Source organism: Deltaproteobacteria bacterium (genome assembly GCA_003194485.1).
In the GTDB taxonomy this organism is placed as follows: Bacteria; Desulfobacterota; Dissulfuribacteria; order Dissulfuribacterales; family UBA3076; genus UBA3076.
The window spans coordinates 1-1,924 of record PQXD01000080.1 but is presented as its reverse complement, the minus strand read 5'-3'; the positions used below and the strand labels follow the sequence as shown (position 1 = coordinate 1,924).

At 44.8% G+C, this 1,924-nt stretch carries 3 protein-coding genes; all 3 read right to left on the bottom strand.

Annotated features, from left to right (window positions below):
* Positions 1 to 64 precede the first annotated feature (64 nt).
* The 3 genes from C4B57_12225 to C4B57_12215 all read right to left on the bottom strand — a co-directional run bounded on the left by C4B57_12225 (position 65) and on the right by C4B57_12215 (position 1,211).
* Positions 65 to 526 carry a hypothetical protein gene (locus tag C4B57_12225; GenBank protein PXF50266.1) on the bottom strand — a complete coding sequence of 154 codons (462 nt, stop codon included), beginning with the start codon at positions 524 to 526 and terminating at the stop codon, positions 65 to 67.
* 61 nt (positions 527 to 587) lie between these two features.
* On the bottom strand, positions 588 to 953 hold the full coding sequence (locus tag C4B57_12220; protein ID PXF50265.1) for a peptidase M15: 366 nt from the start codon (positions 951 to 953) through the stop codon (positions 588 to 590).
* Between the two features lie 6 nt (positions 954 to 959).
* The gene (locus tag C4B57_12215) at positions 960 to 1,211 is read right to left on the bottom strand and encodes a hypothetical protein (GenBank protein PXF50264.1); all 252 of its coding nucleotides are present in this window, start codon (positions 1,209 to 1,211) and stop codon (positions 960 to 962) included.
* Between the last annotated feature and the right edge of the window lie 713 nt (positions 1,212 to 1,924).

Sequence of the window (1,924 nt, the reverse complement as noted above, 5' to 3'; positions counted from 1 at the left end):
GCTATTAGCGCAGGTCACGGGGACGCTGATGTTTGTCTTTCTTCCGCCGATTATACTCATATCTTTATACTCCTGTAAAAGTGTCTTCTTCTTCTTCGTTTCCTTGGTCTGTCACAGATGAACTGTCGCTTAGAGCCATCTCCTGCTCCAGGCGACGTTCTGCTTCTTTCATGCGATCGCTCAGATCGTCAGAAACTTCAATGCGAGTAAGAAAATCTCCTTCACTCTTTGCAAGATCGGAAACTGCACGAAGCCTGTCAGCCATAGATTGTTCTTTGTCAAGAGCGACTTTAGTCCAGAATTCCTGCCGCTCCATGCGGTTCATGATGTGACCTCGTACGCGCTTCTTTTCTTTAGCTTTTATTAACTTCACGATCTCAGGATTTTGCAGATTTCGATGGGCAATGACAGCCAGCGCTCTATCGCTACCTTTGTAGCCAGCATTCTTTGCCGACCTCGTGCCGTTACCGTCAAACACCTCAACGAAGCGTTTCTGCAAGATTGTTAATCCTTTGACCTTTGGCATTTCTTTCTTCTATCTCCTTTTTAAAAAACAAAAAGGTATGTCTTATTTATACCTGACATACCTATTCTTTCCAGCGAGCCCTACGGCCTCTGCTATCAACATGTATAAACCCTTTTTTGGGATAAACGCCGATGCCGCCATCACGAAACGCATCAACCTGTTCAGCGAGCTCAACCATCTCATTCAATGTCAAGCCTACTATTATAATATCTGCAGCCCGACCTGCCATATGTTGAGAGCCAGGCGCCCCACCTATGGCATAGTTGTGATTAAAGCAACGAAACCCTGAGTTAACCCAGATAGGCCGACCAGCCAATGCCCTTAAACGATTAAGAGCAATCATAAAATCGCGATCCATGAGGGCCACACCACAGCAAGGGCATGCGAACTCCTCACAAAGGAAATGTTCCCCAAACCTTGGCTTCATAGGCTCTTATCCTTCCTCTCCACCATCATAACCAAGCAAAGCATCCAGAGCACGAACAACTGCATCGTCCCAGACTTTCTCCGGATCATCGATAGCCTGAATCAAGAGATCGCGCAGCCCTGCACCATAAAGAGCCCCTATCATATGCATTATCAACTCAGCCTTCATGTTCCCCATCTCCTTCTTTACCTTATTAAAAAAGAACATTGCTTTACTTCCCCTTTTTCCTGCCCCCACTCTTTTTACGTCCCATGCCATAGCACGCCGCTACCGAGCGCTTAACGGATTCTTTTGGGTGCTCTTTCCGGCGAACTTTAACGCATCGTGCAACGTATTTTTTGAGTGGCTCTCCGCTTTTCCTTTTTGGCATTATAAAATAATTCTCCTGGTTTTTTCTCTCATCCTCTATATCTAATTATAGTAAAAAATACAAAAAAAGTCAAGAAAAAAATTCAAAAAAGTGAAAAAAGTTTCCCGCGACTGTTCTCACCCCATTTTTGACTTTCCGAGGCTGCACAATTACACTGAACTACAAGCTATTATACAGTGTTTCGCGTTGTTATTTTACTCTCATACGACAGCCCCTCATTTTACTCTGCTATCCTGCATTTTGCTCCGTTATTCTGAAATGTCATGCTCAAGATCGTAAAGTCTGGTCGACGTTTTTCGCGAAAATCAACTCCGTTTAACGTAAAATCAGCGTTTCAGCGCCTCAAGAAAATAACGTAAAATGCGGGTTTCGGGCGATTCGACAAAATTGCCAAGCTTCAAAATCCTCATGAATAAAGGGCTTTAAGATATGGTTCACTGCGACCAGCCTCAAACGACGAGAGTTCGTCAAGGGGTGAGCCAAACCGAAACGCTAGAGCCATCAAGGATACGGCGGACGTGGTTCACGTGGATCACATCGGCTTATATAATAATATGTGATCTACATGATGGGAAAAGGTCGTCGGTCAGGAGAGGAGACC

Coding starts and splice junctions, on each gene's coding strand:
- C4B57_12225 (PXF50266.1), bottom strand. CDS start 526: ATGCCAAAGGTCAAAGGATTAACAATCTTGCAGAAACGCTTCGTTGAG.
- C4B57_12220 (PXF50265.1), bottom strand. CDS start 953: ATGAAGCCAAGGTTTGGGGAACATTTCCTTTGTGAGGAGTTCGCATGC.
- C4B57_12215 (PXF50264.1), bottom strand. CDS start 1,211: ATGGCATGGGACGTAAAAAGAGTGGGGGCAGGAAAAAGGGGAAGTAAA.